20 protein-coding genes and 5 pseudogenes are annotated in these 24,026 nt (G+C 58.6%); 10 read left to right on the top strand and 15 right to left on the bottom strand.

Features of this window, described 5'->3' with window-relative positions; all coding sequences use genetic code 11:
• Positions 1 to 12 precede the first annotated feature (12 nt).
• Positions 13 to 297 (bottom strand): hypothetical protein, encoded by a 285-nt coding sequence (locus tag P3T21_RS29995; RefSeq protein ID WP_429259572.1) that lies wholly within the window; start codon positions 295 to 297, stop codon positions 13 to 15.
• A gap of 554 nt (positions 298 to 851) precedes the next feature.
• Here P3T21_RS29995 and P3T21_RS29990 point away from each other — a divergent pair.
• The 4 genes and pseudogenes from P3T21_RS29990 to ltrA form a co-directional block, all read left to right on the top strand.
• Positions 852 to 1,094 (top strand): hypothetical protein, encoded by a 243-nt coding sequence (locus P3T21_RS29990; RefSeq protein WP_429259571.1) that lies wholly within the window; start codon positions 852 to 854, stop codon positions 1,092 to 1,094.
• Between the two features lie 301 nt (positions 1,095 to 1,395).
• Positions 1,396 to 2,136, top strand: a pseudogene (locus tag P3T21_RS29985) (ISKra4-like element ISBusp5 family transposase); the annotation flags it as partial.
• Between the two features lie 92 nt (positions 2,137 to 2,228).
• Positions 2,229 to 3,425: pseudogene (locus P3T21_RS29980) on the top strand (IS3 family transposase); the annotation flags it as partial.
• Positions 3,425 to 4,618 (top strand): annotated as a pseudogene (gene ltrA / locus P3T21_RS29975) (group II intron reverse transcriptase/maturase); the annotation flags it as partial. The pseudogenes P3T21_RS29980 and ltrA, both read left to right, overlap by 1 nt.
• On the opposite strand, the gene P3T21_RS29970 reads toward ltrA, so the two are convergent.
• The 3 genes from P3T21_RS29970 to P3T21_RS29960 form a co-directional block, all read right to left on the bottom strand.
• Positions 4,611 to 5,018 carry an ArsB/NhaD family transporter gene (locus P3T21_RS29970; protein ID WP_429259570.1) on the bottom strand — a complete coding sequence of 136 codons (408 nt, stop codon included), beginning with the start codon at positions 5,016 to 5,018 and terminating at the stop codon, positions 4,611 to 4,613. The pseudogene ltrA and the gene P3T21_RS29970 sit on opposite strands and share 8 nt — an antisense overlap.
• Positions 5,008 to 5,232, bottom strand: coding sequence for a DUF2798 domain-containing protein (locus P3T21_RS29965; protein ID WP_429259569.1), 225 nt, complete (start codon positions 5,230 to 5,232; stop codon positions 5,008 to 5,010). Before P3T21_RS29965 ends, P3T21_RS29970 begins: the two co-directional genes overlap by 11 nt.
• A 226-nt stretch (positions 5,233 to 5,458) precedes the next feature.
• The gene (locus P3T21_RS29960) at positions 5,459 to 5,980 is read right to left on the bottom strand and encodes a carboxymuconolactone decarboxylase family protein (RefSeq protein ID WP_429259568.1); all 522 of its coding nucleotides are present in this window, start codon (positions 5,978 to 5,980) and stop codon (positions 5,459 to 5,461) included.
• 153 nt (positions 5,981 to 6,133) lie between these two features.
• Between P3T21_RS29960 and P3T21_RS29955 the strand changes: the two genes are divergently transcribed.
• Positions 6,134 to 6,610 carry a cupin domain-containing protein gene (locus tag P3T21_RS29955; protein WP_429259567.1) on the top strand — a complete coding sequence of 159 codons (477 nt, stop codon included), beginning with the start codon at positions 6,134 to 6,136 and terminating at the stop codon, positions 6,608 to 6,610.
• Between the two features lie 467 nt (positions 6,611 to 7,077).
• On the opposite strand, the gene dsbD is transcribed toward P3T21_RS29955, so the two are convergent.
• The gene (dsbD, locus tag P3T21_RS29950) at positions 7,078 to 8,946 is read right to left on the bottom strand and encodes a protein-disulfide reductase DsbD (RefSeq protein ID WP_429259586.1); all 1,869 of its coding nucleotides are present in this window, start codon (positions 8,944 to 8,946) and stop codon (positions 7,078 to 7,080) included.
• A 120-nt stretch (positions 8,947 to 9,066) separates the two neighbouring features.
• The gene (locus P3T21_RS29945; protein WP_429259566.1) at positions 9,067 to 9,246 is read right to left on the bottom strand and encodes a hypothetical protein; all 180 of its coding nucleotides are present in this window, start codon (positions 9,244 to 9,246) and stop codon (positions 9,067 to 9,069) included.
• 128 nt (positions 9,247 to 9,374) lie between these two features.
• On the opposite strand from P3T21_RS29945, the gene P3T21_RS29940 reads away from it, so the two are divergent.
• The 4 genes from P3T21_RS29940 (at position 9,375) to P3T21_RS29925 (ending at position 13,187) form a co-directional block, all read left to right on the top strand.
• The gene (locus P3T21_RS29940) at positions 9,375 to 9,743 is read left to right on the top strand and encodes a hypothetical protein (protein ID WP_429259565.1); all 369 of its coding nucleotides are present in this window, start codon (positions 9,375 to 9,377) and stop codon (positions 9,741 to 9,743) included.
• Positions 9,744 to 9,879: 136 nt separating this feature from the next.
• Entirely contained in the window at positions 9,880 to 10,695 is an 816-nt protein-coding gene (locus P3T21_RS29935) for a prolipoprotein diacylglyceryl transferase family protein (protein ID WP_429259564.1), read from the top strand.
• 43 nt (positions 10,696 to 10,738) lie between these two features.
• A complete protein-coding gene (locus tag P3T21_RS29930) occupies positions 10,739 to 11,839 on the top strand; it encodes a serine hydrolase (protein ID WP_429259563.1) in 1,101 nt (366 codons plus the stop codon).
• A gap of 133 nt (positions 11,840 to 11,972) precedes the next feature.
• Complete coding sequence (locus tag P3T21_RS29925) at positions 11,973 to 13,187, top strand: class I SAM-dependent methyltransferase (RefSeq protein ID WP_429259562.1); 1,215 nt, start codon at positions 11,973 to 11,975, stop codon at positions 13,185 to 13,187.
• 220 nt (positions 13,188 to 13,407) lie between these two features.
• Here the strand turns inward: P3T21_RS29925 and P3T21_RS29920 are convergent.
• The 8 genes and pseudogenes from P3T21_RS29920 to P3T21_RS29885 all read right to left on the bottom strand — a co-directional run.
• A pseudogene (locus P3T21_RS29920) lies at positions 13,408 to 13,530 on the bottom strand (IS6 family transposase); the annotation flags it as partial.
• A 215-nt stretch (positions 13,531 to 13,745) separates the two neighbouring features.
• The gene (locus P3T21_RS29915) at positions 13,746 to 14,027 is read right to left on the bottom strand and encodes a carboxymuconolactone decarboxylase family protein (RefSeq protein WP_429259561.1); all 282 of its coding nucleotides are present in this window, start codon (positions 14,025 to 14,027) and stop codon (positions 13,746 to 13,748) included.
• A 498-nt stretch (positions 14,028 to 14,525) separates the two neighbouring features.
• Positions 14,526 to 14,999, bottom strand: a complete 474-nt coding sequence (locus P3T21_RS29910; protein WP_429259560.1) for a hypothetical protein — start codon at positions 14,997 to 14,999, stop codon at positions 14,526 to 14,528.
• Between the two features lie 180 nt (positions 15,000 to 15,179).
• Entirely contained in the window at positions 15,180 to 15,413 is a 234-nt protein-coding gene (locus P3T21_RS29905) for a hypothetical protein (protein WP_429259559.1), read from the bottom strand.
• A 663-nt stretch (positions 15,414 to 16,076) separates the two neighbouring features.
• Positions 16,077 to 17,927: a phospholipase D-like domain-containing protein gene (locus tag P3T21_RS29900; protein ID WP_429259558.1), complete on the bottom strand. Its 1,851-nt coding sequence runs from the start codon at positions 17,925 to 17,927 to the stop codon at positions 16,077 to 16,079.
• A gap of 1,903 nt (positions 17,928 to 19,830) precedes the next feature.
• Complete coding sequence (locus tag P3T21_RS29895; protein ID WP_429259585.1) at positions 19,831 to 21,612, bottom strand: diguanylate cyclase domain-containing protein; 1,782 nt, start codon at positions 21,610 to 21,612, stop codon at positions 19,831 to 19,833.
• Positions 21,613 to 22,153: 541 nt separating this feature from the next.
• The gene (locus P3T21_RS29890) at positions 22,154 to 22,378 is read right to left on the bottom strand and encodes a hypothetical protein (RefSeq protein WP_429259557.1); all 225 of its coding nucleotides are present in this window, start codon (positions 22,376 to 22,378) and stop codon (positions 22,154 to 22,156) included.
• Between the two features lie 165 nt (positions 22,379 to 22,543).
• On the bottom strand, positions 22,544 to 22,741 hold the full coding sequence (locus tag P3T21_RS29885) for a DUF3562 domain-containing protein (protein ID WP_429259556.1): 198 nt from the start codon (positions 22,739 to 22,741) through the stop codon (positions 22,544 to 22,546).
• A 148-nt stretch (positions 22,742 to 22,889) separates the two neighbouring features.
• On the opposite strand from P3T21_RS29885, the pseudogene P3T21_RS29880 reads away from it, so the two are divergent.
• Positions 22,890 to 23,126: pseudogene (locus tag P3T21_RS29880) on the top strand (hypothetical protein); the annotation flags it as partial.
• A 110-nt stretch (positions 23,127 to 23,236) separates the two neighbouring features.
• Here P3T21_RS29880 and P3T21_RS29875 read toward each other — a convergent pair.
• Positions 23,237 to 23,809: a phasin family protein gene (locus P3T21_RS29875; protein WP_429259555.1), complete on the bottom strand. Its 573-nt coding sequence runs from the start codon at positions 23,807 to 23,809 to the stop codon at positions 23,237 to 23,239.
• Between the last annotated feature and the right edge of the window lie 217 nt (positions 23,810 to 24,026).

The following is a 24,026-nucleotide window of genomic DNA, read 5'->3' as shown; positions in this document are numbered from 1 at the left end:
TCACGCTCCCGTCTAATCTCTCTGGCAGACATAGCGCCACTTGCCGGCGTTGACGTCAATGCGGGCGTCGTTGTCCTGCCGCTTCTGGGCGCGATCGCTTTCCGCCTTCGCCATCGCCGCGACGCGCGCCTTCTGCGTGAGAGCGAAGTCACTTTGGGTAGCAGAGAAAGTTGATATCACTCGGGCTGGCTTTAGCATTTCGACTCCTTTAGAAAACTGAAAACATCGGACGACTATTGCCGCGCAAGGGATTGGGGTCGTCCATTCCACGAAATACTGTGGAATCCAAAATTTCATCGAGTCGTCCCCATTCGGACCATCTCAAGGTAACGCGCCTGCGGCATGCAAGCGATGCGCTGAACGAAGGAAGACGTGGTCCGGATGGCGCGAAAGGTCGATCGCGATACCTCGGCAGCGGGAGCGTTATGGGATGCTCTACCGGGAGCCGTGCGGATCAAAAGTATCGTCAGGGCTAGCAGGAAGCCGACGCAGAACCGGAGACCCTGCGTGTCGAATACGACGAGTGTGCGCCCTATAGTGCAGTAATGCACGCGTAATCTTGAAGATTTGCATGCGAACGTACGTCTGTTACAGAATTCAGCCAAGGATAAGGGGAATTGACCTGCCCCGCCTGCAATCTTCAGCAAGAAATAGTTGGGCGCAGAATATCAGCGTAATTATGATGGGGTGTCGTCGATGAATCTGAATATGATCTCAGTGCTACCGGGCAGGCGTGAGGCGTTATCGGCTTCCGTCATCGACGTGGCAACGCCCCATTTTAAACGACGGAAGTGAACGAGACCGTTCAATGTATGCCCTGTTTTGCGGGTGTACTGGAATCGGAGTTTTGAATGCAACGAATGGTCGAATACCGTGGATTTGAGATTCACGTGGACCTGCAGCCCACATCGGCGGACATGTTTGACGTCTGGTTTCGCATCGACGGCTCCATCGAAGCTCCCGGAGTCCTTGCGCTCGGCGAGCGTATCAAAATCCGGGGTGGTCCGTTTTCACGACGTTGGGCCTACCTCGTCGCGGAAATCGCAGGGCAGGCCGCCGTCGACGTGATCCTCGGCCCAACTACACGGGCATGAATATGCGACGCTGCATCCGGCATCATTTCCACCACCTGGAGAAAGCTTGGAACGGGTGCTTCTTGCAAGCCGTCAACATGCTCGATCAATCGCAGTGGGCAATCAAGTTCGAGGCCAATACGAGGATGTTGTATGAGACAGGTGGCCGATACCGATGAAGCGTCAGTATGAGTTTGAATATGTTCCGGTGACAGGATTCTGGAAGATGAAGCTTAATGCTGTTGGTGGAAGCCGTTAAAAAGGCTGGGAGACGGACGCACGAAAGGGTGTCGTCTCCCTGACTACGAGACTAGGAGCCGTCATGAGATGCACGATCGTTCTTGAGTTCGATAACGGCGATGGGAGTGTGGTGAAGCGGGTTGAGGTCATGCGGTTTCACAGACCCATCGAAGACCAGATACCCGGAGACGTGGGACTGTCACTCGCCGAAGGCAAGTCATTGCTCAATTGTGTGCAGCAAGTTTTTGTTGTCGAGCAGATCGAACGCTTTTGCGCATCGCGTAGATCCTGTGTGGACTGCGGCGTACAGCGTCGCCTGCACGATAGCCATTGCTCGGAGCTGAAGACCGCGCTCGGAAAGGTTTTCTATTGCCGCGAACGATGGAAGGCCTGGAATTGTGGTGCTGACGGTTCGGGAGATATTTTTCCGCTCAAGGACTATTTGACGGAGGCAAGCACCGCTGAACTGAGATGGTTGCACGCGGAGCTTGGCGCCACGATGCCCTATCGGCAAGCCAGGCGCGTCATGGACCTTTTGCTACCCACGTCAGGTCGCGACAATCATGTAACCATCCGCAATCACACCGTGACCATCGGAAAATCGATACAGTACGCTCGACCTGTGCGCCGGTGGTGCGAGACGACAAAACCGAACGCAGAGCTCGGCATTGACGTCGGCTATGTCCGTCGCGCACGTTGCAATCGCAAGGGTTCGGGCAAGGACAATCGCGCAGAAGCCGGGAGCCGGTCATCGTCGATCGCAGTCATCGTTGCTGCAGTGGGCCAGGCCGGTGAGCAACCACGAGTGTGGGCTTCCGCTGTTGGTGTTCACAATTGCCGCTAGCCGTGTCGTTGATTCTGCTAGCGCCGAATTTGGGGGTGCGGCGGAAAACTTGGACTACTTGGAGGTAGTCCATGTACTCGTACGAAGACCGCATCCGAGCGGTTAAGCTCTACATAAAACTCGGAAAACGCATCGCAGCTACCATTCGTCAGTTAGGTTACCCGACAAAGAATGCTCTCAAAAGCTGGCATCGGGAATATGAACAATGCCATGATCTGCCTGCTGGCTATGTGCGTTCGAGGCCGAAGTACTCGGCCGAACAGAAGAAGGCGGCCGTCGAGCACTATCTGAGCCATGGTCAATGTCTTGCAGCCACCCTGAAAGCACTGGGATATCCGGGGCGCGGGACACTCGCGGCCTGGCTTGATGAACTGCGCCCTGAAACCAGGAAGCGCACTGTCGGCAAAGCTGGCGGCGTATCTCAGCCTCGAGAATTGAAGCAGGCGGCAGTCATCGAGCTGTGCACTCGAGAGGAAAGTGCGCAAGTGGTTGCTCGAAGGATAGGCGTAAGCAGGCCGACGTTATACAACTGGAAAAATAAGCTACTCGGTCGTGAGGTTCCGGCATTCATGAAACGCCACAACGATTCGCCGCAAGCCCCTGAGCGGGCAGAGCTGGAGCGGCAAGTCGAATCGCTTCGACGCGACATCCGGCAATTGCAGCTCGAACACGACATTTTGAAGAAGGCCAATGAACTGTTAAAAAAAGGCCTGGGCCTCGACCCGCAGCTCCTGACCAATCGGGAGAAGACGTTGCTGGTTGATGCCCTGAGACAAACCTACGCGCTGTCAGAACTCTTTGCCGGACTAGGCCTTGCCCGCAGCTCCTACTTTTATCACCGGGCACGGCTACGGGTCTCTGACAAGTTTGCTGACGTGCGTCGTGCCATCACGAGCATCTTCGAGCTCAATCATCGTTGCTACGGCTATCGTCGGATTCGGGCGGCTCTCGGCCGGCAGCAAGTCTTCATCTCGGAGAAAGTCGTGCGGCGTTTGATGAAGCAGGAGCGCCTGGCCGTTGCCACCACGAGGCGGCGTCGCTACGGCTCCTACCTGGGGGAAATCAGCCCTGCGCCGGAGAACCTCATCAACCGCGACTTCCAGGCGGCAGCCCCGAATGAGAAGTGGCTCACCGACATTACGGAGTTCCAGATCCCGGCTGGCAAGGTATATCTGTCGCCCGTCATCGACTGCTTCGATGGGCTGGTCATCAGCTGGTCAATAGGCACGCGTCCGGATGCCGAGCTTGTGAACACCATGCTGGATGCGAGGCGTGGAAACGCGTCAAGGCCAACAAGGGAAGTGCTGGCGTTGATGGTTTGACCATCGAGCAGACCGTAGAACATCTCAAGACTCACTGGCCACACATTCGGGCGGAACTCCTTGGCGGGACGTATCGGCCGCAGGCCGTTCGTCGCGTGGCGATTCCGAAGCCGACCGGTGGCACGCGAGAGCTTGGGATACCAACGGTCACCGATAGGCTTATCCAGCAAGCGCTGCTACAAGTCCTGCAACCGTTGATCGATCCGACATTCTCGGAGTTCAGCTATGGCTTCCGGCCGGGCCGAAGTGCGCACGAAGCGGTGCTCCAAGCACAGCGATATGCGCAGGAAGGTTACCGGGTGGTGGTTGATGTTGACCTTGAGAAATTCTTTGATCGGGTCAATCACGACATCCTTATGGACCGACTGGCGAAGCGCATCTCCGATAAGACCGTGCTGCGGTTGATTCGGCGCTATCTGCAAGCTGGGATCATGGCGAATGGCGTGGTTGTGGCGCGCGATGAGGGGACGCCGCAAGGCGGCCCACTGTCGCCACTACTGGCCAACGTGCTGCTGGACGAAGTGGACCGGGCGCTGCAACAGCGCGGACATCGTTTCGCCCGCTATGCTGACGACTGCAACGCATACGTTCGCAGCCAGAAAGCGGGACAGCGAGTTCTGGGCTGGATGCGCACGATGTATGAGCGGTTGCATCTGCGTGTGAACGAGAAGAAAACCCAAGTGGGTCCGGTGTTCGGACGAAAGTTCCTTGGCTACTGCCTGAGGCGGTGGACCGGAGACTCCGTCAAGGTTGCCGTGGCCCCAAAGGCGCTCGACACGTTCAAGCAGCGTATCCGGGTCATCACCAGACGTGTCGGTGGCCGAGGCATGTCTCAGATTGCCGAACAGATGCGGGAATACCTACCGGGTTGGAAGTCCTACTTCCGTCTGGCGCAAACCCCGCAGATATTCAAAAATCTGGATTCATGGATACGCCACCGTCTCCGGGCCATCCAACTCCAGCACTGGCGTACAGGGACGACTGTCTACAGTCGTCTCCGCAGTCTTGGTGCACCTCATGAGTTGGCCGTCCTCATGGCGGGAGGCGCGGGACACTGGTGGCGGCATAGCGACGCTGGACTGAATCGTATCCTCACGGTTGAATACTTCGACGCGCTTGGCTTTCCCCGACTCACATGACCTCAACTTCTCGAACCGCCCGGTGCGGACCCGCATGCCGGGTGGTGTGGCAGGGGCGCAGCCTTGAGCTGCCCCCTATGCCGATCAAGAATGCGAAGGCGCCTACGTCGATACCTTCCCGTCGTAGCGCCGTTAGCCAGAGAATCGTGGCGAGCGAACCTGTGACGGACAGGTTTGGCCCCAGGTCAACCCCAATCAGTATCGCGCTCGCGACCGAACTCGGCACGTGGGCGGTCGCAACGGCAGAGCCGGCAATCAGGCCCGCCGGGAGATTGTTGATGAGGTTGCTGGCCAGCGCGACGGCGATGCCGGACAGCCAGCTTGCGTGCGAAGCAGAATGCAGCGAACAGGTGTCATCGACTGCGCAAGCCAGTCCCGGAGCACCACGCTTACCTCGCAATTCGCTCCGCGAGCCAGCGAATGAATGGCGCCGCCGCCACGACAACCGGCAGCATGGTCAGCCATGCAATGCTCCATGACATCAACCAATGCTGTACGAACATGCCACCTTTGGCGAACGGAATGCTTGCGATAGCGGCAGCGATTGCACTAGTCAGTCCCGCTTGAAGAACGCCAAAAATGAAGTGACTATGGCGAGACGAAATATTCAGCATACGGATCACCTTTCGCTTCCGTTCGACGCAGCGTGTCTTCGCGTCGCGGCAGTGGGTCCCACTGTCGGATTCTGAGGCCATTTCCGAGCGGGTTCACCCGCTCGGAAGCATGGGACGCTCTTTCCCGAATCCCGTGCAGCGACTCGTCCGGATCGCAACTGATAGCTGAAGGAGTGGGCTCTGGAAAGAAATCGCGCACCCCTGTCACACGTTACTTGACCGGCGGTCAGTCCAAGTCGGTGTCGTTGATGCGGTTGAAGTAGTTGGTGAACACCGTCAACGCAATGGCTAACGTGATTTCCACGATTTGCGCATCGGTGTAACCGACCGCCTTGATCGCCGCGAACTCTGCAGCGCTGATCGTGCCGCTCGTTTGCTGCAGGTTCTTCACGAAGTGAACGAGCGCGTCGCGCTTCGCATCGCCGATGGGTTGGCCGGCACGGATCAGCTGGAGCGTCTCCGGTGAAAGGCCCGTCATCTTGCCGAGCATCGTGTGTGCGGCCACGCAGTAGTCGCAGCCGGTCAGTTCGCTGACCAGCAGCTTGACCGTCTCAAGGTCCCGCTTGCTCAGCGTGCCCGCAGCCAGCACGCCTTCAGCGTTCAGGAGCGTCTTGAGCACTTCAGGCGTCAGCGCGCCCACGGCAGCAAACAGATTGGGGACGCTACCGATGGCCTTCTTGACCTGGGCATAGACTTCAGCAGTGGCGCCAGTGGCGGACGCGACGGCGGGGATGGCGATACGGCTCATGGTGTGACTCCCTTCTCAGGTGGGTTAGGAGTCTTCACTGTAAGCCGATCAGATGAGCTTGATTAGGCCTTTCCGACTCAATAAAATGCTCATTCGTATCACTGCAAGGATCGTTATGTCAGCCCCCTGGATTGGCTCAGCCGCCTGCTCGTCATGATGCCCGTCAGCGGCCAACTCGAAATCCGCTGTTCCTATGGCGCGCCGTGGCGTGTTGCCTACGATCGCGCCAATGCCGGAGAGATGCCCTATCACGTCGTGCTTGGCGGGGCGGCCATACTAGAGATTCCGGGCGGTGGTGCGCCACAACATCTCGCGGCGGGTGATATAGTGCTGCTGCCTCACGGCTCGGAGCACGTCCTTCACGACAGTAGCGGCGCGGCGCCCTCGCCAGCCCGCACGCGCGAGAACTTGAACGTGGTACTCAGTGAAAACGCTGGAACCGGCGAGCGCCTGGATATGCTCTGCGGCCGCTTCGTCCTCGCGCCCGCACGATCGCTTGATGCGCAACTATTTCCCCGCCACGCTCGTGGTGCGCGCATCAGCGCAAGACGATGCGTCAACGCAGAATTCGACTGCTGTCCAGTTGGCAACCCTGGTCGGGTTGATGCGCGCAGAATCGACCACGTTTAGCCTGGGTGGCCATGCGACGCTCAACGCCTTTTCAGCGGCGCTTTTCACGCTGACATTCCGTATGGCTAGCGAATCGAACGCAGCGCCTTTCGGCCTGTAGGCGCTGACCACCCATCCACGCCTCGCGCCCGCCCTGACGGCGATGTTCAACAAGCCTGCGCGTCCGTGGACCCTCCCCGAATTGGCGCAGCTTTGCAATATGTCGCGTGCAACGCGCCGCTCCATCGTCAATCTGACGCCGCTCATGTCGTTCTGAACAGTGTCCCTAGAGGGCAATCGGCTGGTCGGACGCGTCGGGCGAATGTCGTGCGACTATGGCCAAATCCCGTGCCGTCGTCGACGTCGTACGCCAGCCACGCGAGCTCCCGATTACGAGCCTGCTTTTGATCCGCATCGACGGCCATACCGGTCGCCGAACTTCAATGACTGCTCTCGCGAACGGAAGCGCGTACACGTCGCGAGCCAGGTTACGACTGGGGCTGTGACGCTGCCGCATGGTTCAGACTGCGCAGGAAGACGTCGGCTGGCTGATAGCCGACGACACGCAGCACCTCATTCCCGCTTCGATCGAAGAAGATGATGCCGGGCGGGCCGAACAGCTTGAAACGCTTGAGCAGCGCCTGATCGTCCGCGTTGTTCGCCGTGACGTCTGCCCGCAGCAGATCCATCTGCTGCAGCCGAGCCTGCACACGCGGATCGCTGAACGTGAATTTCTCCATTTCCTTGCAGCTCACGCACCAGTCCGCGTAGAAATCGAACATTGCGGGCCTTGCGGCAGTTCGCACCGCCTGGTCGAGCTGATCTGATGAACGGACCGGTGCAAAGGTGAGTTCGCCTTGCTGGGTGGCGGCCAGCCCGGCACCCGTGCCCGCACCCGCGCCGCGCGCGGCGAGCAGGGCGAGCGGGCGAAGCGGGTCCGACGATCCCGCACCGACGCCCACGAGCAGCACCGCTGCCCAGATCGCGCATGCTGCGCCGATGCCGCGCGCGAGCTTGCGCCACACCGAGCTTGCGCCGCCATACCCTGAAAACAGGCCCAATCCGGCGGCGGCGATGAGCAGCCAGAGTGCGCTCGACAGCATTTGCGCAGCGGCGCCCAGCGCCGGCCAGACGATCCACAGCGCCGCGGCCAGCAGCAAGATGCCGAAGCCCACCTTCACACCGTCCATCCATGCCCCCGCGCGCGGCAGCAGCGTGCCCGCGCCAAGACCGACGATCAGCAACGGCACGCCGAGGCCAAGGCCCATCGCGAACAGCGCCGCGCCGCCCAGGATAGCGCTGCCCGTGTGCGCGATGAACGCGAGAACCGCAAATAGCGGCGCGGTCATGCATGCGCCAACCACGAGCGCCGACAGCGCCCCCATCCCCGTCACCGCCGCGAGCTTGCCTCCGGAGCGCCGTTGCGACCCGCTCGAAGCGCCGCTCTGCCAGCGCTGCGGGAGGGCGATGTCGTAACCCGCGATCAACGTGAGCGCGAAGACCGTCAGCAGAATGGCGAATGCGCCTAATACCCACGGGTTTTGCAACCACGCACCGAGACTCTGCCCGACGAGTGCCGCTGCAATGCCAAGCGCCGTATAGACGAGCGCCATGCCGATCACGTAAGCGAACGACAGCGCAAGGCCGTGCGCCCGCGTCACGCGCGCGCCTTCACCGATGATGATGGCCGAGAGAATCGGAATCATCGGATAGGAGCAGGGTAGCAGGCTCAGCACGATGCCCGCGATGAAATACAGCCCGATGGTGGCCAGAAAACCGCCCCCCTCGAGCAGTGACTGCGCGTAGTCGGCACTCGTGGTGCGCGCGTACCAGGACGTCTGACCGTCCGATGCGCGGGGCGCCGACGTCGCGCCCGAGTCTGCGTCGCCCGCGTGCAATGCCGCGCCGTTCACACGATACACATGCTCCATCGGCGGATAGCAGATCCCGCCATCCGCGCAGCCTTGCCCGGTAACCGCCAGATCGAAAGCGCCCGCCGCCTGCCCGACGGGGATACGAACGACGAGGTCGCCGCGATAGGTCTCGACGTTCGTCCGGAACGTTTGATCGAACTTCACGTGGCCGGCCGGCAACTGCGCATCGCCGAGCGTTGCAGTGCCGTTGCGCGTCGCGAACGCAAAGCGCCGGCGGTACATGTAGTAGCCGTCGGCGATCTTGAAGTGCACGTCGACTTCGCCCGGCTGTTCGCTCGCGCTGAATTTGAATGCAACGGCCGGATCGAGGAAATCGTCCGCCGCCCGTGCAGCACCCGCAGTGTCGAAAAGAACGAGGCAGGAAACGAGTAGCGCGACGATCTGCGCCGCGGCGCCTGCCCGTCTTTGAAAGCCGTTAAGCATGAAGTGGACTTTGAGATTCAGCGATGACCCACAGGCCGTACGCAGCAGAAGCGGTGGTGGCATCTCACGAGAGGATTTCCGGTCGTTTCCTACGGGTGGAGAACGAGGACGCGATCGTGTCTACTCATGACACAGAGAGGCCGTCGTTTTGGACATGGAGCTGATGCTGCGAAGATTGACGATGCGCAGGTTTTTGCTGGACGAAAGGATCGGAGCGCCGCCGAGGCCGAATGTCAAAAACGATTCATAGCCATTGCCATTGCCGTAGGCGCCAGAGGCGCTGGTAAACAATACGAGCATATCGAATCCTGCAAAGTAGACCGAATACGATTCGACGAATTCTATCTTTGTCGCGTGAACGGAATTATGCGCTTGTAAGCATAAGAGTTATTCCGTCGGAGAATGATTGACTGGGCTGGCCTGCGCGATTGCGATCCTGCGATGAGACGAAAGAGCATTTCTTTGAGCCTAAAGGCTCTCCCCGGGCTCAGCGCATCGGAATAAAGTGGCGGCTCCCACCTCACCTGACAAAGGAGTATCACAGTGAGCCGTATCACCGTACCCAATATCGCCTCTGCCACCGGCGCCACCGCCGAAGTCTATGCCCAGGTCAAGAAGGCCACTGGCGGCAGCCCAGCGGCACGATCCGCGCAGACGAGTTCGCGGCGATCAACAAGGCGGCCAGCTATACCGATGCGCAACTGGTACAAATCACGTTGGCCATCGCGTTGACGATCTTCACGAACACCTTCAACCGCATCAACGACACCGACGTGGACTTCCCGCCGGTCAAGTGAGGGGCAATCGGCGTGGGCAATTTATTTCAAGAGCCCGCTCCGCTCGACGCGGTTTCGAGAAACAAGCGATCACGCATATCGGACCTACGTCGTATCCTGGCTTCGTTGCTCTCTAAAAGCCGAAGGATTCCACTGCATGAACATCGGACCTGTTTCTCTCCCAATTGGCCTGGCTATTTTATTCTTAAGCATTGTGGCCGCCATTTTTGCGGGCTACCTCTCTGACAAGAAGAGCAAAGACATCGAGCCGGCTATTTTTACCAGCACGATCATCGGATTGATCGCTGCACGCATATCGTTTGTTCTGCACTATCTGCCCAGCTACAACGGTAGTTTCCTGAAGATGGTCGATTTTCGCGACGCCGGTTTCGATACATTCTCCGGGGTCGCGGCAGGCATCGCGGTCATCGCGTTCATCCTCATGCGGCGCAGGAGTATTCGACGACCGTTGCTTATTGCCACCGTCGTGGGACTGGCGACGTGGGGGGCGACGAGCACGGCGACCACTCGTTTAAGCCATTCCGCCGCAGTGCCCACTGCGTCACTTGTCAACGAAGCGGGAACCACGCAGGCGCTTGCTCCCCGTGACGGAAAACCGCTCGTCATCAATCTCTGGGCAACGTGGTGCGCTCCTTGCCAGGCCGAGATGCCGGTCCTTGCGAGCGCCCAGGCAAGATACCCGGGATTGGATCTTGTCTTTGTCAATCAGGGGGAGCGGCGCGATACCGTGGATGCATTCATGGAGGCGCTGAATCTGCACATCGCTAATTCGCTGTTCGACCCCGAACTCAGCGTTGCCAGGGCTACCGATACGACCGCATACCCCACCACGCTTTTTTACGATGCGTCGGGGCGACTGTTAGAGCGTCATCTCGGCCGGTTTTCGCAAGCGACGTTTGAGGCGACCATCAGCCATTTGTATCCCGCCTCCGTTTTGCGTTCCAGTCAATGAGTTTATTCAGATGAAGTCAATTCATCTCACTAACCGAAGAACGATGAAGACAGATCTGTTCTCCCCGCTAGAGGCGATGCGCGCAATCGCGCTTTTCGTCATGCCGCGCGTCTTACTTTCTTCGATGGTCATCGCAGTCGCGCTTGCGACCGCACCGCTTGACGCCAGCGCAGAGCCGGCCGCGAATAAGAATGTTGACGTTGCGGCGATGCACGCTAACTTGGCGGACGCACAGAAGGTGTCTGGCGCAGCGGTGCGCGCGTCGAAGAACGGTCGCCGTGCGCATTTGGAATCGATTGACGATGTCGCCTTTGATGCGCGCACATCGCTGAGCAGCCGTCCGTTCACCGTGCGAGAAGGGCAACAGGCGCCTGCGCTGCGCTCGACCATCGCCTACATGGTCGACCAGACTACCGGGGAGCCGCTAGTCGACAAGAACTCCCAGGCCGTTGTACCGATCGCGTCGGTCACGAAGCTGATGACGGCGATGGTCGTGCTCGATTCGAAGGCGCCGCTGTCCGAGCCGCTCGAGGTCACCGACGAAGATCGCGACTTCGAGAAGCACACCGGCTCGCGTCTGTCGGTCGGCTCCATGCAGTCGCGTGAAGACATGTTGCACATCGCATTAATGGCGTCGGAGAACCGCGCCGCGGCGGCGCTGTCCCGCTACTATCCGGGCGGACGACCGGCCTTTATCGCAGCGATGAACCAGAAAGCCAAATCGCTCGGCATGACGGACACGCATTTCGAAAACCCGGCCGGCCTGTCGAAGCTCAACGTATCGAGTGCACGCGATCTGGTGAAGATGGTCGAGGCTGCTTATCAATACCCGTTGATCCGCGAATTTTCGACCGATCCTGGTTATCAGGTGAGTACCGGAAAAGCCGTTCTCAGTTATCACAACACCAATATCCTGATCCGCGACCCCCGTTGGGACATCGGCTTACAAAAGACGGGGTTCATCAACGAATCGGGAGTCTGTCTGGTGATGCAGACGACGATCCGGGGACGTCCCGTCGTCATGGTGCTCCTGGATTCCGTAGGCCGGCATTCCGATTTCGCGGATGCGGGCCACCTACGCGCCATGCTGACGGACGGCGAATCACGCTTCAGTGAGGTCGGCACGGCGCGTAGCAGAAGCTGACCAAAAGTGGGGGTGATGGGTAAAGGTCGTCGCCAATTCTTGCGGCCATGAGACCGTCCGACGGATATCTGTCCATCGTTACCGCTTATCCGAACGCTGATCGAATCAGCGAGTTTACATCGAGGTTGAATCTATGCTTGACAAGGTAATCGGTACAAAATTGGACGCCTGGGCAAAACGTATTCGAACGGAGTTGAATGTGCCTGTGCGTCTGACACTATGGTCCGGCAGTAGTTACGACCTCGGTACGTTCCATAAGCCGCGCGTGCAACTTCGCGTCAACGATGTTGGAGCCGTCAGCGCGTTTCTCAATCCCAGTCTGGACGTGTTGGGCGAGGCGTACGTGAAACAGAGCATAGACCTCGAGGGAAAGATCGCCGACATCATTGATGTAGCTTACAAGCTGGCGTCGCTTCCAACCGGGGACGCCGGCATTGCAGCGAAGGTTCTCACGCGCTTTTCGCATACGCGCAAGGAGGACAAGGAGTCGATCCAGTACCACTATGACGTATCGAATGAATTTTATCGACTATGGCTCGATAAGCAGATGGTGTACTCATGCGGCTATTTCGAGAATGGAGACGAGAGTCTCGACGAGGCGCAAGTGAAAAAGATTGACCACATACTTTCGAAGATCCGGCTTCAACCTGGTCAGACTCTGTTGGATATCGGCTGTGGTTGGGGTGCGCTCGTCATCCGCGCGGCGCAACGGTTCCAGGCGCGTTGCGTGGGTATCACGCTGTCCGAAAAGCAGTATGAATTTGCGCGCCAGCGCGTCAAGGACGCCAACCTGTCTGATTTGGTAGAGATCAGACTCCAAGACTACCGGGACGTGACCGGTAGCTTTGATCGAATTACGAGCGTTGGCATGTTCGAACACGTCGGACTGAGTAACCTTGAAGGATACTTTTCGACCATGAGCGCACTGCTGGCGGACGACGGGGTTGCGATGAACCATGGCATCACATCGACTGACCCCGACAACGACGACTCGCCGCTGGGTGGCGGATCGTTCATCGACCAATACGTGTTTCCGGCCGGCGAACTGCCGCATCTTTCATTTGCTTTGATAGAGATGCAGGCCGGCGGTCTCGAAGCACTCGATGTTGAGAATCTGAGACGGCATTACGTGAAGACACTGGACAACTGGACCGAGCGCTTTGAAGCAAATACCGAGTTCATCCGCAAGATGGTGGGGGAAACCAGATACAGGATCTGGCGTGTCTATCTGGCCGGGTGCGCACAGGCGTTTGCCATGGACAACGTGTCCATCTACCAGATCGTATGCCAAAAGTCGCGACGCCCGGCCGACACGATCCCCTGGTCGCGGAGCTACATTTATCGATGACGTTGAAGAATCGTCGCCGCTCTGCACGGGGTGATTCGTACACAGCAATCATCTGTTGCTCGACGATCCAACCGCCGCGCAGATTGGAGTTCGTACTTCGGAGCGCATCAGGACGATTGTAAATAATGCCCAGTCGCCGCCGACTGGGCGAAACGGCTCTGTCACGTCGACGCGTTGAAGGGGCAAAAGCGTAAAGGACGCGTGGTTTCTCAGAAAACGGCGGATTTTGGGGCAGGTCGGTGAAATTACGCCATGCGGCGAGCCGAGCAGCGAGGTGTTTGCGATAGAGCGAAGCCCGCAGCATGTGCCACTTGAGCGCGCAATGCTGAGTCGCAGTTCGGAAAATTCAGGGTTTTTCGACCGGGATGGTGCAGTAAAAATTCCAGATACCTGGTTTATTGCCGACGGTTCGGAACTGTCGACGAGCAACGTGCCTACTACCTGATCCGAGAGGAAAGCCGTGAGACGTGCGCGTGCACGCCCCCGGCATCGAATTAACTGGTGCTGATGTACCAGGGTAGAGCTTTACTTTGAGTCAAGTCCCGCCGCCAGGCGGTGTCAGTCCCTGAACAGGTGCGTAGCGTGAGTAACGGCACCCCCTGCGCGGATCGCCGCCGCCACAAGCGCGGCTTCGGCCAATTGCTCATCGGTGGCGCCGGCATCGCGGGCGGCCTTGGTGTGCAGTTCGATGCAGTAGGGGCATTGAGTTGTCAGCGCTACGGCTACCGCGATGATTTGCTTCTGTTGTCCGGTGAGCGCGCCCTCAGCGAAAACCGCCTTATCGAACGCCCAGAAAGGGTCGAAGAAGTTAGCGATTCCCGGGTAGGTGACTGCGTCCATTTCCGCACATCTGCTTCCTTATAAGTAGCGGAAGCGATAGTGCGCCCGCACATCGGACGCCCCCGACAAACGATTATTGATGCGGCGGTGGAAGCGGTGGAAGTGGCGGAACTGTTGGAGGCGGTCGACGATGCGGAGGCGGCCGATGATGATGGTGCCTGGGTGGTGGCAACGGCCTGCATCTCCGAACGAGGTGCCCGTGCACCCAAACACGCCGGCATTCCATGCGCGTCCGCGCGCTGGCCTCCGTAGGTAGGGCGAAGACCGTAGTTGCGACCAATAATGCGGCCAGTATGCCTTTGTACATATATCTCCGATTGAGCAGCTGAGAACTGCGCGGGTAGCGAGAGGTACGTCCAAACAGACGCCTTTTCGCTGAGCAATTGTTCTGCTTACATACGAAGACCACCGATTGACTGCAACAGCTCCGGTGCATGCAGTCCGGAGCTCTCTCGCTCGTTCAACTGGGAGGGAGGACTGCCCCTTGTCGTATGGCCGTTACATCGACGCTTCGGCAGTGGCCTGTTTCTGTTCTGCTCGAATCAGTCCCTTGACCACCCTTGCTTCTGCCTTCGCAATCTCTTCAAGAGAGGCTATGGACAGTTGCGCATCCAGAACTGCGAGCGCTGCGCAAACGGGGAAATACTCGCTGTTCCCGAACATCCAGCTGTCATCGTGATGTTCCGCGGCATTGAGGTGGACCATAGCTGCATGTGCGCTTTCAATGTCAGCGAGTTGGTCCGACGCGAGCCCGAGACGACACAGCTCCTCGGCAACCAGCACATGCTGGCTCAAGGTCGCAAACAGGTCTCGCGACCCATGGCCGCGGCGGAATGCATCGAGAGCCGTGTAGCACTGCAAAAGCATCGCCTGGGTAACCGGCTCGTGCGCGGCGCGGCTATAGGTCAGCGCACGCAGCAACGGTGGCATCGCCGGCTGGGTATGTTTGCGGGTTCGCGATTTACTCGACATGTTGACTTCTACCTACTTTCGATAGCTTTCTGTATCGCCGCCGAAGCTTAGGCTGTTTATCAAAAACTGCAGATGCGCTGGAGGCGAATCAGGCGGCCTTGGACGTGCCCTGCAAGCATGATGGCAAGCAACAATCAAGACAGGCTTGAACGGCGGGACGAGCGAATATGTTCTTGAGCATTACTCCACGCGCGCTGTCTGACGCTGTGCGGCGTGTTCTTCGGCATGCTTCTTCGCCAGATGATGGCCGACGATACAGCCGCCGACAGCGCCCGCGACTGCATGATGGCCAGCATAGTGTCCGGCGACGCCTCCAACGACTGCACCCTTGATGCAGCCAGCCGCATTTGCCGTTCCGACGCCTGCGAGTGCTAGCGCTGCAATAGCGACCGCGAATTTGCTAACAGCTTTCATCTTTGATACCTGTCTGTTGTGTGTTGGTGCGATGTTGGGGTTGCTATCGCGATTTCAATCGCAGCCGCGTTCGTGACCACATTGGCGTTGCGCTCAACGAGTCGTTCGTCGAAGCAATCCCTTTTTGATGCTGGCGAATATAACGCGCCCGCTGTCGCCGTCGTGGACCTCGGGAATGTGAATTGTGTAAGCAAATGTCGCGAAACCGGCGGACTTCGAAACGTCCAACCCGACACTGGCACACGGCGCGACCTTGCTCGGTTGATGAAAAAAGGCCCCGTTCCGCGGGGGAACAGGGCCTGACAGGATGGGAGACGTTGTGCACGCGCGTGGACGCCTGCGGACATGTTCTCACCGAACAACGCTACTGCTGCTTCAAAGCCTTGGTCCTTCGTTTACATGTTGCTGAAACCTTTACTGCTTTCCATGCACGTCGATTCAAGTGCAAGTTGCTTCTGCCGCTACTACTACTCCTCGCTTTCACTGTCTACTGCCTCGACGAACTGTCTGAGCTGCTATCAACGGTACGGTTCAAAACAACGCGGTGAAGACCGCGTATGGGCTCGTGATTGACTCCCACGAAAACAGTGTAGGGTTGATAGCAAGAGCGAAATTGGTCGAAACGAGGGCGGTAAGTCTCGCTATTCAGCGCTTCGGCGCAGGTTACGCGTCCAACTCAGCTGCCCGCTTGGGCTTGGCGGCTGGTTGGCCTCCCGTCGCACGCGCAGACGCTTCCAGCCAGAACGCAAGCTCAGCGTTGTTCGGTTGGCCTGCTGCCGAGAAGTAGGTGTCCTGCCATGAGTCGTCTTCATGCAACCCTTGCCAGCTATCCTTGGTCCCATGCTGTGCCAGCAGGTAGCGCCAGCGATAGTGGTCGTACACATCCAGCACGTGGACTGCGTATGCGCAAGCCAGGCTGACATTCCCTTCGATGATGAGGAGGTTCTCGTCGTTGGTGGACGACGCCTTGTTGCCCAGATTGTGGCTTCCAACCACCACGGTGCAGAGCTCAGGGTCGAACGGGTCGATGACGACTATCTTGTCGTGGATTACGGCATGGCCGACCCTTGCGAGTTCCTTTTCCCAGACGCCAAACGGGTCATTAACACCTTCGGTGGGAATTACCTGGGCGGGGTCGGTTGGATTGGAATTGTTGTTGTGAAGGTCAATCACGAAATTGCTTGCGCGGTCGACGTTCGTGAGTGCACCCCGGATGAACAGCTTGGGGCTCTGCTCCTGCGCAGACGCCGCGGCGTCGATGATGCTCGGTTGACCTGGGTCGAATGCCAGGAAGAGCACCGCCGATTTCGCACTCTCGATTCGGGCATACACATCCGCCATGTCCGGCGGCGTGACACCCTTCGCCTTGTTCTTCTGGGGCATATTCGGGGAGAACCAGATGGTGGCCTTCTTCGCGCCTGGAATCTGCACCGCGATGGGGGACGCGTTTTCCGTCCGGAACGCTTCGCCCTGCAATGCATGAGGGTCTGTTCCGGCGTCCAATGTGTCTTTCTTCAGCTCGTCCCAATACGTCGAATAGGCATTTGCTAGCGTCGGTGAGCGCAACACGATGCTGTTATTGGTTTGTGCGCAAAGCCCTGTCGACGTCCAGTTGGTCGAGCCAGTCAATACGGCTGTCGGCTTGCCGTGGGCATCGACGTAGAGCATGAATTTATTGTGTCCGATATGGCTACCGTCAGGAAGCATCCGGTCTGTCACATCGACACCCGAATGGTGGAGCGCTTCGCGAGCCGGTGCATTCTCCTTGTCGTCATCGTGAGTCGTGCTGTCGAACGTGTTCGACAAAATCAGGTGCAATTGCTTGTTGCCAACCAGAGACGCTTCGAGTTCTTTATCGGCAAGCTCATACAGCGCACCGTAACAGCTTCCGCCGTGTGTCTTCGCCTCGACCAGTAGCGATGGAAGCACCGTTACGAGGTCGCCAGCCAACGACTTCCGAAGCGGGTCATTGACGTCGGCAATGCGTTTCAATAGAGCGCCGGAATCGGGCAAATCGGACTTGCTCTTCGGAAGCTGTCGCGCCACAGCCTGCGTCGCGAGGATTCCGCGATTGAAATAGCATTTGATGGCTTCGGAGTCGTCTTGCGGACCATGGTCGGCCGTGAGGCTGACCGGATTTGAATAGAGGACGTCAGCGCCTGCGAGGTCGGCCAGTTTCGGTGGTGCATCTTTGCTGAATGTGCCTTGAAGCGGAATGATTTGGTAGACGTAGGTGCCTTCGGTGTGCGCATCCTTTGCATACAGGTCCTTCCAAAAAAACTTCTGGATTGGGCCCTGTGCGGTTGTCTGCCCGGATTGTCCCGAATTCGGGTTGCTGGGAAAGCCGGCCATGGCGGGCAGCGATACACCCTGTGGGCTACTGCTTTCTCGATTCACTTGAGATGCGTCGATGCGTCGTACATCAAACCCAACGCAATTTGAAAGCTTGCGCTCGAAAGTCCATGCCACAAGAATAATGTCGTTGTTCGAGAGAGCAATGCACTTCGTCGACATGCGTATCTCCTTGGCGCCGCGAGGCATCCGCGACATTGGTGCGGCCGCTCGTTGAGCAGCAGCGCGGTTTTTCACGGCGGAGTCAGGGTGGGGAATTTGACGGGTCACCGATATGACGTGCCGGTCGTAACATAGTTGCCTGGAGGCTTGAACGTTTGATGACGGCCAAACGAGCCAACGCGCGCGCCACGCACTGGAAGAGAGATAGCGACGCTAGTGGTCGCGGTCGTCGTTAGCACGTGCTTACTGAACGAAGTCGCAACGGCCGGCAAACAAAATGATGCGGACCAGCATCCAAGTCGCACCGCGTCGGACGCTGACTCAGGTGCCGTGCCAGCATGCCGGCGCGGCTTTCAAGTAGTGAGCAAAAGCGACCGGGCATGCTCGAGAAGCGCGTGCGACGCGGCAATACGCCAACCACGCCTGGCCCTGTAGGGCGTTCTCGAAGTACACGCAGTTGGGCTTCGTTTCCAAAGAGCTAGGTCAAGGCGGCAGCTTGCGTGAACTTGTATCGCGGTCATGGCGGGTCGCGCATAGGTGTCCTGACGGGCCCTATGCGCTGATGGACTTGGCCAGACGCAGGCAATGAGAACCAAATGCCCCTTGGTATTGCAGCTAAGCAGACGCCCCAGCACATCAGGTCATTGCATCGTTATCGTCCGTGGAGAGCTTCGCCGAGACAGTATTTCCCATACATCAGACAATGCGGAGGGACCTTGTCCGGCTTTCCAGCATTGAGTATCGCATCAGCGGTGATGTGCGTAACGTCCGTAGTGGGTTCCTGGCAGGTTTCATACAGGGATGCGACCAACATAAGCGTCGTCGCCCCAACCGAAAGAAGAACAAGTACCAATGTGTGATTGATATGCAAGCGGTTCATGGGCGTACCTCCTACCAGATTCGCGCAGCCCTGTTCGGATTTGTCCGGATGCGCGCCCGCCCCGACGCTGTAAGGTGACGCCAGCGTTGATGGGTTGCCAAAATCGTGCGTCTCCGCCATAAGCGAGGCGTGTGTCATCGCGGACGGTGAACCCGCTTGCGTATACCGGAAACGCGCTAAGAACTACGAGATTAGCGTTCGGAGACGCTGCCAGAACGCTGCGAATCTGTGCGGTTCGCGGGCGTGCAGCGCGAGCATGGCATCGTAGTGGACGCGCGATTCCTGGACGTGGGGCAGTTGCGGAAGGAGGAGGCCAAAATTCATGATATTTCTCCGAGCGTCTGGCTTGACGCAGTTCGCCGAAAGCCAGCAGACACGGAGCTCGGGCGCACTATGCGCGCGACGTGGAGCGTCTACCTGCTTCCCTCAGGCAAAGGTAAGGTGAGCGGCATATGGGGTAACTGTCACTGTCTGGCATGACGGCTCCTTATCGGCGTCTGGTACGCACGTCTGCTACGCGCGTGTTTATCCACGCGTCTGCCCACGCCATCGATTCGAAAAGGCGTGAACGAACGCAGCCGCGAGTTGACGCTCGCGACGCGGTGCCATGCGGACGCACGCAATCGCTGCGTCCAGATGGCGCTAGTCAAGGTGCACGGAGAGAATCACTACGGCGCGCACCGTCTGCCTGCTGGCAGGACGGCGGATGGGAAAAGGGAGCGCGGACGTCCTGCCAGTCAGGCAGCGAAACTAAACGAAGGTCGACTACTGCAGGTGTCCAAGGCATCAGCCCCGTTTGTATCGATTACTGAATTTTATGCGCTCCAAACCCGGTTGCAAGTAAATAAATGGTAAAGAATCATTTATGCCGAAGCAAAAATGACCCGCTGCGGCAAAGCGCAGTTGTCCCACGTGAGGGAGGGGGGCGGCTTTTGCAGATGGACGCGACGCGACCGGCAAGCGCAACAAGAGAATTTCGCCCACGTGGAAATGCCCGACCATGCGCACATGGTGCGCTGGACGTCAATGGGCAGTCTGTCCATGGGTTGCGGTCTGGTTTCGCCCGAGCCGCTTTGCCTGATACAGCGCGGAGTCCGCCTCGGCCACCAGTTTTCGGACGCTCACGCCCGTGCCGCTCGCCGCAGCGGCCAGCCCGACGCTAACGGTCACTATTCCGCCGCTGCTCGTGGGATGCGGAATGGCCAATGCTTCGACTGAAGTACGAACGCGCTCGGCGATGGCCTGGGCTTCGGATTCGCCGCTGGCGGCGAGAATGATGCCAAACTCCTCTCCACCGTATCGTGCTGTCACTCCGGTGCCCGGCACGGCCAACGCGATGGCGCTCGCTACCCTTCGCAGACAGTCATCACCGGCCGGGTGACCGTGGCAGTCGTTGTAGACCTTGAAGTTGTCGATATCCACCAGCAGAAGGACGGCTGTTGCCGACTGTGAAGACGGACTGTGTAACGATAGGCAGCGTTCAAGTTCGATATCAAAATGCCGACGGTTGTATAGCCCGGAGAGTCCGTCCACATAGGCAAGGCGTTCCAGTTCGAGGTGCTTCGCGTCTCGCCGCTGGTCCTCGAGCATTTTCGCGTTGATGTCGCGTATCGTAAATGCGAGGGCGTCAAATGCATGTTCGGGGATTTCGAGGACGGCGGACAGGAAGCTTTGAACCCAGATATACGTTCCATCGCTTCGACGGGCGAGATAGCGTATCGCGGCCTCGCTTTTTTCCTGCCGCACCGTGTCGATGGCTCTTTCGACCGCGCTGCGGTCCGCGGGATGGACAAGGTCGACAACGCCAGTCCCAATCAGCTCATGAGGCATATAGCCAAGTTTCAGCTTTGCGCGCGGTGAGACGTACTTGATGGTCCCGTCTAGTGAGAGCTGCATCACGACGTCGTCGGAGTTCTCTGCCAACGTTCGATAGCGTCGCTCGCTATCGCGCAGCAATTCGAGCAGCCGCTGGCGTTGCGCCTGCAACGCATGGATAGGAAATGCGATGCCAAGTGCGGCGAGCACAAATAGTTGCAGGGACAGTATCCGCTCGTGGCTGGTCCTGTACGGAGGAATCCACAGTGGGCCGGTTCCGTGCATCGTGAGCGCCAATGCGATGGCGATACACAGCAGAACCCCGATGAACACACCCGCGAGGTCGGCCTCTAGTGCAAGCAAAGCGATGGGTGGAAGAATCCAGTACATCGAGCGGTAGAGCGCCTGACTGAAGACGAGCGCGGTGACCAGACCCACGAGCGCAAGCAGCGCAAATGTCCTGTTGCGCCGGTCGGACTGCCACAGCTGATGAAGCTCACCCGAGAAGAAGACCAGTGCGGCGGGAGTGAATATTGCCATCCCTAGAGCGTCGGAAATGGCCCAATCTCTGAGCGAGGGGAGGGAATGCGTGCTGAACCACCCGTCCAGCAGGCACATGGCCACGACTCCGGACAGAGATGGCGCGAGCAGTACGGCAGCGGCGACGAACCTTATGCACGGTCCCGGTTGAATCAGCTCGGCAGCTGTGCTGACACGCGGGGCGAATAGCAACGCAACGCCGATTTCCAGCATGTCTGCGCCTGTGAAGGAGCACGTGACATACAGGCTTTCGCCTTGCCACAGATTCGCGGCGAGAAATCCCAACGTACCGCCCAGCAAGATGAAGTATCGGCGTGGGCGCCTTGCCACCATGGTCTGCGCGAGGAGTACGCCATTGGCCATCCATATCGGTACGATTTCACCTGACATCGCCTTCAGGGTCGCGCTTCCAAGGCAAATGAGACATACCAGACTGGCCGCGAGAACCATCGAGGCCAGTGGCCCATCCTGACGGGGGATTGGCGTGCGGGTCGCGTCGGGTGAATCGGTGAAGCTCGCGGGCTGTTGCCCGCTCGGGGAATCGCTCGACGGTTCCACAATTCTCCTGAGGTGGCGTAGAGGTTTGATTTTCCGCACGGATGGCGCGCCGTTGTTCCAGATTCCGTATAGTGTAAACGGCGCCTGCTTCAGTATGTTTAGGCTGAAGATAGTGAATTTAAGTTACAGCCTGTCCGCCTTTCCGGTCGCCGGGAGGTGAGAACGATTTCAAACTCGGCATTTCAAGCAACGGTCCGAGCGCGAACGTTCGTGCGGACAATCACACGGGGACACGGTTCGCGCCTGCGACGCGGCCTTTCCCTTGTTTTGAACCCAACGTTGGAGCGGTGGTATTTACTCCGGCCTAGGCGCCTGCATCCGCTGAGGACAGTGTAGACAGCGGTCCGGCGACCAGCGTGGTTGCCGGACGGTCCCTCGCGGGACTGAGGTAGAGGTCACGCCCGGCAGAGATGTTTGTTCCGCGGGTGAGGTACTAGCCGCTGCCAGATTTTCGCTTTTTTGCTTCGACGCGGCGCGACGGGTCAGTCAGCAGCCACTTTGCTACGACCTCGGGCCCGGTCATGCCATAGTCGGCAAACTTGATTTCACTCTCGTAGTAGACGATGACGGTGCCGCTCAGCACACGATACCGGGCGCGATAGCGCAAGCCATTCAGTTCGATTTCAATTTCTCGGGTTGTTTCATAGCTGTCGGCCATCAATCGCTGCTCTACGATAACCCTGATTTAACAAAAGGTGCCGAACCGGGTTGTCTGCGTCAACGACAGGCAGGGCCGGGAATGCCGGGACCCCGAGCAGGTTTCCGGCATACGGCATCGACGCTCGGCATGGCGAGGTGAGTTGAAGAATTTTGCGGCGCTCGTCTAGTGCATGTCTTGCCGAACGCCGCGCAGGTTTTCACGAACGCGTTTGGCGACCAGGACGGTCAGGTAATCCAGGATTCGCGCACCGTCGCTGTATTCGGCCCATGTCTCTGCGTACATCTTCGATACGGTCTCAACAGAGGTATTGGTGTCAGCGGCGATTGCCTTGACGACATCTTCAACGTTGGGCTGGGCCATGATGCGCTCCTGGCGTTGAACGAAATGGGAACGGTACCTGCAGAAGGCCAATTAGATGCCGTTGCTGACGAGCATGCAAATTGAATCGGCCTATCGGAAGCGCGCAGCAGCAGCCGAGGCGGGTGCTGCGAGTCCGTCTGGCGACATGAAGCCGAAGCGCGCGAAGAAGGAAAAGGTTGTGCGTGACAGCTTCCCGATGCCGAAGTCTGACTACGAGAAAATCGCGGCACTCAAACAGACGTGCCTGGACGCGGGCGTGTCCGTAAAGAAGAGCGAGCTCCTGAGGGCTGGCCTGCTGCTGCTCGAATCGGCTCCCAGCAAACGCCTGTTGGCAGCTATTTCAGCCGTAAAAACTGTCAAGACTGGCCGTGCGGCAAAGTCGTAAGACGGCAGTTTCCCCGAGCGCGCATCCGCACGCTGCGCGTGACATTGCTTGGGCAGCCAGGCGCGCAATTTCGTCGCTGTGCGACCACGCGGTTTCGGTTGCTTTTCAATTCAGTGCTTCGCCGTCTTTGCCGCTTTCTCGACTGCCTGGTCAGCTGCTTCGACCGCCTCCGAAGCAGTTTCCGTTGCGACGCTCACGCCGCTCTGCGCAAACGCGACTGTCTGTTTCGCGGTTTTTTGCGCGCTCTCATCGGAGGTGTTTGCAAGCGCAATAGCTTGTTTCAGAAATGCGATTGCGGCTTCGGCGCTGACCGGGGCGTTTTGTGCGACATTCTCGACGAACCATTGCACCTCGCGGTTAGCATGTTGGTATCGGGCATCGACAACCTCGGCGAGCTGCGTTTGCATGGTCGACGTAATTTCCGCGACCTGACGTTCGTACGTCAGGACCTTCTCCGCCGAGGGCAGCGCCAGCGCGCTTTGTAAGCTGGGAACGTCTTCTCTGTCCTTCCTTGTCAGCCCGTCTTGCACGCGTTGATACCAGTCGGCAAGCATCGTTTTCGCCGTATCCAGATTCAGTTTGATGAGCCTTTCCCCGCCTTCGAGCATCTTGCTGGCCAGGCCAAAGAAGAAGTCTAGGTTTGCTTGTTGGGCTACAGCAGCTTGCCCTTGAAAATCAGTCATGTTCGCCTCCTGAAGACGTATGTCCAACGCTCAGCATGTGCGGCAACGATGACCGATTGATGAAGCGCGGTGTCTGAAAGCCGCCGTGCTGACGCACATTTTCTGCCAGTGGAACTTCCCGGACCCCCTTGAGACAAAAGCGAGTGACGCCGGACAGGAGCGCCTTCGAGCAAGTTTTCCGGCGGATTTTCGCCCTGAACGAGATAGCGGAAACGAC

The sequence above is a fragment of the Paraburkholderia sp. GAS334 genome (assembly GCF_050436625.1).
GTDB lineage: Bacteria > Pseudomonadota > Gammaproteobacteria > Burkholderiales > Burkholderiaceae > Paraburkholderia.
Note: the sequence above shows the minus strand (reverse complement) of the source record. Positions and strands in the feature narration are given on the sequence as shown.